The organism is Nocardia sp. NPDC060220, assembly GCF_042727815.1.
Classification (GTDB): Bacteria; Actinomycetota; Actinomycetes; order Mycobacteriales; family Mycobacteriaceae; genus Nocardia.
Genome location: NZ_JBHWZY010000349.1, coordinates 1 through 6735, shown reverse-complemented (window position 1 = coordinate 6735; position 6735 = coordinate 1). Strand labels below are relative to the sequence as shown.

At 65.5% G+C, this 6735-nt stretch carries 7 protein-coding genes; 6 read left to right on the top strand and 1 reads right to left on the bottom strand.

Going from position 1 to position 6735, the window contains the following annotated elements; translation table 11 throughout:
* Positions 1 to 2260 (bottom strand): chromosomal replication initiator protein DnaA (dnaA, locus tag ACFWF3_RS19005; RefSeq protein ID WP_379314669.1); only part of this gene is annotated, 2260 nt, incomplete at its 3' end.
* A gap of 648 nt (positions 2261 to 2908) precedes the next feature.
* Between dnaA and rpmH the strand changes: the two genes are divergently transcribed.
* From rpmH to rsmG, 6 genes are all read left to right on the top strand, one after another.
* Positions 2909 to 3052 carry a 50S ribosomal protein L34 gene (gene rpmH, locus ACFWF3_RS19000; protein WP_082843828.1) on the top strand — a complete coding sequence of 48 codons (144 nt, stop codon included), beginning with the start codon at positions 2909 to 2911 and terminating at the stop codon, positions 3050 to 3052.
* 22 nt (positions 3053 to 3074) lie between these two features.
* Complete coding sequence (gene rnpA, locus ACFWF3_RS18995) at positions 3075 to 3494, top strand: ribonuclease P protein component (RefSeq protein WP_379314668.1); 420 nt, start codon at positions 3075 to 3077, stop codon at positions 3492 to 3494.
* Positions 3491 to 3790 carry a membrane protein insertion efficiency factor YidD gene (yidD, locus tag ACFWF3_RS18990; protein WP_101465063.1) on the top strand — a complete coding sequence of 100 codons (300 nt, stop codon included), beginning with the start codon at positions 3491 to 3493 and terminating at the stop codon, positions 3788 to 3790. Before rnpA ends, yidD begins: the two co-directional genes overlap by 4 nt.
* Before the next feature lie 4 nt (positions 3791 to 3794).
* Positions 3795 to 4877, top strand: a complete 1083-nt coding sequence (yidC, locus tag ACFWF3_RS18985; protein WP_378989376.1) for a membrane protein insertase YidC — start codon at positions 3795 to 3797, stop codon at positions 4875 to 4877.
* A gap of 25 nt (positions 4878 to 4902) precedes the next feature.
* On the top strand, positions 4903 to 5439 hold the full coding sequence (locus ACFWF3_RS18980) for a R3H domain-containing nucleic acid-binding protein (protein WP_266294803.1): 537 nt from the start codon (positions 4903 to 4905) through the stop codon (positions 5437 to 5439).
* Between the two features lie 84 nt (positions 5440 to 5523).
* A complete protein-coding gene (gene rsmG, locus ACFWF3_RS18975; RefSeq protein WP_379314667.1) occupies positions 5524 to 6270 on the top strand; it encodes a 16S rRNA (guanine(527)-N(7))-methyltransferase RsmG in 747 nt (248 codons plus the stop codon).
* Positions 6271 to 6735 lie beyond the last annotated feature (465 nt).

The following is a 6735-nucleotide window of genomic DNA, read 5'->3' as shown; positions in this document are numbered from 1 at the left end:
CTGTGAGTTCTTGGACCTGGTCGTAGACCCGACGGCGCTCGGTCATCTCCTTGCGGACTTTTTTCTCCGCGTACATCACCGTGGTGTGGTCTCGACCGAACGCCTGCCCGATCTTGGGCAGCGACAGATCGGTGAGCTCGCGGCACAGGTACATCGCGATCTGCCTGGCTTGCGCCAGCGGACGCGCCTTACCCGGGCCGGTCAGCTCCTCGAGCGTGGTGTTGAAGTACTCGGCGGTGACAGCCATGATCGTCGCCGCGTTGATCTCCAGTGCCGCCGTGTCGGGCATCAGGTCGCGCAGCACCACCTCGGCCAGCGAGAGGTCGAGCGGCTGACCGTTGAGCGAGGCGAACGCCGTCACCCGGATCAGCGCACCCTCGAGCTCGCGGATATTGCGCTCCACCCGGCTCGCGATCAGCTCGAGCACGTCGTGCGGGACATCGAGCCGGTCCATCCGCGCCTTCTTGCGCAGAATCGCGATGCGAGTCTCCAGCTCAGGCGGCTGCACATCGGTGATCAGGCCCCACTCGAAGCGAGTCCGCAGCCGTTCCTCCAGGGTGGCCAGCTGCTTGGGCGGGCGGTCCGAGGACACCACGATCTGCTTGTTCGCGTTGTGCAGGGTGTTGAAGGTGTGGAAGAACTCCTCCTGGATGCCTTCCTTGCCCTCGATGAACTGGATGTCGTCGACCAGCAGGATGTCGGTCTCGCGGTAGCGCCGCTTGAACGCGACCTTTCGGTCGTCGCGCAGGCTGTTGATGAAGTCGTTGGTGAATTCCTCGGTCGAGACGTACTTCACCCGCATGCCGGGGAACAGCCGCTGTGCGTAGTGACCCGCCGCGTGCAGCAGGTGGGTTTTGCCCAATCCCGAAGCGCCCCAGACGAACAGCGGATTGTAGGCGCGCGCAGGCGCCTCCGCGATGGCGACCGCGGCAGCATGTGCGAACCGGTTGGACGCGCCGATGACGAAGGTCTCGAACGTGTACTTGGCATTGAGACTGGCCGACGAGGAGGACTGCGGCGGCGCCTCGGGCGACTTGCTGAAATAGGTCGGCCAGTTGTTGCGGTTGCTCACCACGGGTTCGTCGTCGGCCGGCTGCGCGCCGGGCTGACCGGGGAACGGCTTGTCCTGGCCCTCAGCGCTCGGTTCCTCGGCACGAGCGGCGGCGGGCTCTTCGGACGGCCTGCCGCGGTTCGGCGCGCGCTGCGGCGCCGGGTCGGGAGTGAACAGCGACTCCTGGCCGGAGTGGTCGCGACGCGGTGCCGCGGCTTGCTCGCGGCGGGCGGGCGGTGCGGTCTCGGGGACTCGCTGGTCCGGACGCGCGCCACGGAACTCACCGCGCCCACCGAACTCGGCGCCGGGATAGTCGGGGACGGGGTACGCCCCAGTCGGCTCGAAATCGGTGCCGGGGAACTCGTTACGGTCGCCCTGGTACTCGGCAGGTTGGCCGAAATCGGACGGTGCCTGCTGGTATTCGGGCTGCTGGCCGTATTCCGCGGGCGGCTGCTTGTACTCCGGTTGCTGGCCGTACTCCGGCGGTGCCTGCTGGTATTCGGGCTGCTGGCCGAATTCCGACGGATTCTGCTGGTACTCCGGCTGTTGCTGGTAATCGGGCTGTTGCTGCTGGTACTCCGATTCGGCCGGGTACTCGCGGTGCCCCGCGTAGTCGTTGCGCTCGCCGTACTCGCCGGCCTGCCCGGGGTACTCACGGCCGCCGTAGCTGCTCGGGTACTCGCCGTTGGCCGGATAGTCGGGGGACGACTGATAGTCGTTGCCGTACTCGCCACCCTGGCCGGGGTACTCGCCCGCGCCGTAGCGCGGCCTGCCGTACTCACCACGGGTGGCGTAATCGGGAACACTGAAATCGGGACCGGGATAACCGGCGGGTGGGCGCACCTGCTCGCGCGGACGCTCCGGCCTGCTCGTCATCCTGGCGTGCCGGGGCGAACTACCGGCCCGCTCCCCCGCGGCCGGGCTCGGCGCCGCGATGCGCACCCCGAGTCCTTCCACCTGGGGACCCAGCCGGCGGCCGAGCGATCGCAGGATCGGCTCGCGCAGATCACGCTCGATCGCCTCCTGTGCCAGCGAGGACGGGACCGACAGCAACGCGAAACCCTGCGCGACGGTGAGCGGCTTCACCAGCTTCAACCAGGCCTGCTGTGCACGACTCACCGCGGGGATGGCGCCGTCGGCAGAGCCGGTGGTGAGCTCGGCAACCACCTCCGGCCACACTGTGGCCAGCACGTTCTGCTCGTCGTCCATACAGCGTCCTCCCCGGACCGGTTTGTTGGGGCCCACGGCCTTCGCGCACGCCGGAAAGCACCCGTGAACAGGTGTAATCCAGTGATCCTGCGTACAACCGAAGCCGGTTCGAACGCTGTGGCCCGGTAATTCGGACTGCGGCGCGGGCACCGACGGCCTTACGAATATGCCACTGCGGCCGTCTGTCCACATAATTATCCACAGATGTGGACAAACCTGGGGATAAAGGAATTCTGCCAGCGTGTGGCAGTGAATGGGGCTGGACCTGCGGTTCTTCAGCAATCCCCCGGCTACAGAGGCTAGCTGGCCGCGCCGCACAACGCCAGGGGTGTGGAAGAACTCACGAAAAGTGGCCGCATGCGTCACTGCGGCCCGGGCGTGTCGTGCCTGGTCGGGCCAGACCTCTGGTCCGTTCGGGCGTCCGGTAGCCTTGACCTGTGCCGGTGACAGGTACGTGGGGGCCGAGTTTGACCCGTTCCTTCGGGATAAGTACCCTCGTACAGTCACCCCTTGGCGCGGTTGGCGGCTGTCTGCTGCACATCGATCGCCAAGGCAATCTGTGCGTAGACCGCGGTCCGCAGCGCAGACAAATCATTTGTACAGACTTCGGGCGCCGAATGGTGCCCACCTACTACAGGAGTGTTGACCGTGGCCAAGGGCAAGCGGACGTTCCAGCCGAACAACCGTCGTCGGGCGCGCGTCCACGGCTTCCGTCTCCGGATGCGGACCCGTGCGGGCCGCGCCATCGTTGCGGCGCGTCGCCGTAAGGGCCGTACCGAACTGACTGCCTGATCGCGCGTAGTCGGACGCTCGGGTGTTGCCTGAGCCGTATCGGTTGCACCACCGTGCCGAATTCTCCCGCACGGTGCGCCGCGGTCAGCGAATCGGGAGGCGAGATCTCGTCGTACACGCGCTCACGCACGCGTACGACGATGTCGCCGACGGCGATTCTCTGGTCCGCGTAGGTGGTCCTCGGTTCGGACTGATTGTCAGCAAGGCGGTGGGAAACGCGGTGGTTCGCCACCGGGTGGCCCGCCGCCTGCGTCATATGTGCGCCCAGGTGGTCGATGAACTGCCGGTCGGCACCGATGTCGTGATCCGGGCACTGCCCGGCGCCGCCAACGCCGATTCCGCCGAGTTGCTGCGCCAGCTGCGCACCGGCCTGCGCAAGCTCGGCTTGCGCGGGGAACCGGAGCTCGCGCTCGGTCGCACCTCGGCCGGTGAACGGCGATGAGGACCCTCACCCGCCTGCCCGCGAAAGCCCTGATCGCCCTGATCGAGCTCTACCGGACCTATGTCTCCCCCACCCGAATGCCGATCTGCCGGTTCACCCCCACCTGCAGTGAGTACGCGGTGACTGCCTTGCGTACCCGCGGGCTGGTCGTCGGATCGGCCCTCACGGTCGTGCGGCTCGCGAAATGCGCGCCCTGGCACCCTGGAGGGTGGGATCCCGTGCCAGAGCGCGGGTCGAATGCCTGCACAAAGTCATCGCCCGCGCTGATCGGCGATACGAACGACGGGAGTACCTAGAGCCGTGCTCGACATCATCTATTGGCCGGTATCCGCAATTCTGTGGTTCTGGCACAAAGCCTTCGGCTTTGTGTTCGGGCCTGACAGCGGTCTCACTTGGGCACTGGCGATCGTGTTCCTCGTGTTCACGCTGCGCCTGGTGCTGTACAAGCCGTTCGTCAAGCAGGTACGCACAACCAAACAGATGCAAGAGCTGCAGCCCCAGATCAAGGAGCTGCAGAAGAAGTACAAGAACGACCGCGAGACCATGGCGAAGGAGATGCAGAAGCTCCAGAAGGAGCACGGCTTCAACCCGCTCATGGGCTGCCTGCCCGTCCTGGTGCAGGTGCCGGTCTTCCTCGGTCTGTTCCACGTGCTTCGTTCGTTCAACCGAACCGGCACCGGCTGGGGCCAGGTCGGGATGTCGAACTACGACAACGCGCATACCGCGAACTACATCTTCAGCGCGGCCGACGTCCAGTCGTTCCTGAGTGCCCGTATCTTCGGTGCGCCGATCGCGGCGTTCATCACCGCGCCGCCCGAGCAGCTGGAAGCCTTCGCGGACTGGGGCGGTACGCCCACGAAGCTGAACATCGCTCTCGTCGCCGTGCCGCTGATGATCATCGCCGGTCTGGCGACCCACTTCAACGCCCGCGCCTCGGTGCAGCGGCAGACTCCCGAAGCCGCCGCCAACCCGCAGGCCGCCATCATGAACAAGCTGTCGCTGTGGGTCTTCCCGCTCGGCGTGATGGTCGGTGGCCCCTTCCTGATGATCGGCATCCTGCTCTACTGGGTGGCCAACAACATCTGGACCTACGGACAGCAGCACCTGGTGTTCGGCCGGATGGAAAAGGAAGACGAAGAGCGTAAGCAGAAGAAGCTGGAGCTGCGGTCGCAGAACGCGCCCAAGCCCGGTGCCAAGCCGGTCGACGTCCGCAAGAAGCAGGACGCCCCGGCCGTCGATGACGAGCCTTCGGTGAACGGCACCGCGGCGACCAACGGCACCACTCCTAAACAGTCGGCCAAGCAGGGCGGTGGCAAGCGCAGGCCCGGCGGGCAGCAGCGGCCGGGTAACCGTGGCCGTGCGAACCAGAAGCGTAAGCGCTGAGACGCGATCGGATAGAGGGAATCCAATGACTGTTGAGACCGAGACCGACGGAGGGGACGCCACTGTGGCGACGACTGCTGTTGACGTCGTGAACGACGCCGAAGAAGCGTTGATCGAAGAGGGCGAGATCGCGGGCGACTACCTCGAGCAGCTACTCGATGTGCTCGACTTCGACGGCGATATCGACCTCGATGTCGAGGGCGACCGCGCCATCGTGAGCATCGACGGTGGCCGTGATCTGACCAAGCTCGTCGGGCGAAACGGTGAAGTGCTCGACGCGCTGCAGGAGCTGACTCGGCTCGCCGTGCAGCAGGCGACCGGCGTGCGTAGCCGTCTGATGCTCGATGTGGCCGGCTGGCGTGCACAGCGCCGGACCGATCTGAGCGAGATCGGCGTCGCCGCCGCGAAGCGGGTGCTCGAGTCGGGCGCACCCGAAGCGCTGTCCGCGATGACTCCGTTCGAGCGCAAGATCGTGCACGACGCTGTCGCCGATATCGATGGCGTAGCGAGCGAGAGCGAAGGCGTCGAGCCGAATCGTCATGTGGTGGTAGTGCCCGAGTAGGCTGACTTCCGCCGTAACCACGAACGATGTGATTAGGCCTCCGGTCTCGGACCGGGGGCTTTTTCATTGCCATCACTCGGAAGGATGTTTCACGTGGAACGAGAACTGGGTGCGCCGTCCGACGAGCAGGAACCGCCCGCCGCCGCTGCCCGAGTGTTCGGCGACCGCTTGGACATCGCCCGCCGGTACTACGCGGCGCTGGCGACGGCCGGTGTGGAACGCGGTCTCATCGGTCCCCGTGAGGTTCCCCGGCTGTGGGAGCGCCACATTCTCAACTGTGCCGTCATCGGCGAGCTGATCGATGAAGGCGCTTCGGTTGTCGATATCGGCAGCGGTGCCGGGCTTCCCGGAATCCCCCTCGCGATCGCCCGGCCCGACCTTCGCATCACTCTCGTGGAACCGCTGCTGCGGCGGACGATCTTCCTGAGCGAGTTCATCGAAGAAGCCGGGTTGGATGTCACGGTGGTTCGCGGTCGTGCGGAGCAATCCGGCGTGATCAAAGAAGCGGGCGGCGCGGATGTCGTCACCTCGCGCGCGGTGGCTCCTCTCGCCAAACTCGCCCACTGGTCGCTCCCCCTTCTTCGCGACCACGGTCGCATGCTCGCTCTCAAAGGAACCAGGGCCGCCGAAGAACTCGAGCGCGACGGTGCCGAGCTGATTCGTGACGGTGCGACCGATCTCCGGGTTGTCGGGTGTGGCGCCGGCATCGTGGAAATCCCCACTCTTGTCATCAGTGCCGAGCTACTCCCCCGCTCCGAGCGTCCGACTCGTCGCAGTGAACGGAAGGCCGCCGGAGTGGAGAAGAAGGCTCGGAAGCGTCGCGAATCCTGATCGACCTGAAATCTCTTCCATCTAGCGGGTTCGCGCGTTTCGTAACGTGACGAATCATGCCGAGGGTCGTTGTATGGGCTTGAAGCGGGTCTATTTTCGGTAGTTGCGGATGGGTGTCGCGTTCGGGGAGCGGAAGTGTTTCACGTGGAACGCGACAGCCGATCCACTTCGTTGTTGATCGAATTTCGTATGCGTCGGGCGGACTTCGCCAGTCGGGTTTGGTCGTGGTGGATTCGCTCGCTCGGTTTGAAGCGGAACGCGATCTGTTCGGGAAGTGCGTTGCCTGTGAGTCGAGGCAGGTCTGGTGAGATCGAATCTTCGGGCTCACGGGTGGGGGTGATCGTCGGGCGTCCGTTGGGTGGGGTGGGCGTCGGCGAAGTCGAGGGAAAATCTGGTCGTCTATTGTGTGGGAGTTTCTGGGATGGAAGTTGCCGTGAGCGAGTGTGTTCGGCAGTGCGTGTTTGC

Bases quoted from the DNA above. Each gene is read 5' to 3' on its own strand.
- yidD (WP_101465063.1), top strand. From the start codon at position 3,491: ATGAGGACCCTCACCCGCCTGCCCGCGAAAGCCCTGATCGCCCTGATC.
- ACFWF3_RS18980 (WP_266294803.1), top strand. From the start codon at position 4,903: ATGACTGTTGAGACCGAGACCGACGGAGGGGACGCCACTGTGGCGACG.
- rsmG (WP_379314667.1), top strand. From the start codon at position 5,524: ATGTTTCACGTGGAACGAGAACTGGGTGCGCCGTCCGACGAGCAGGAA.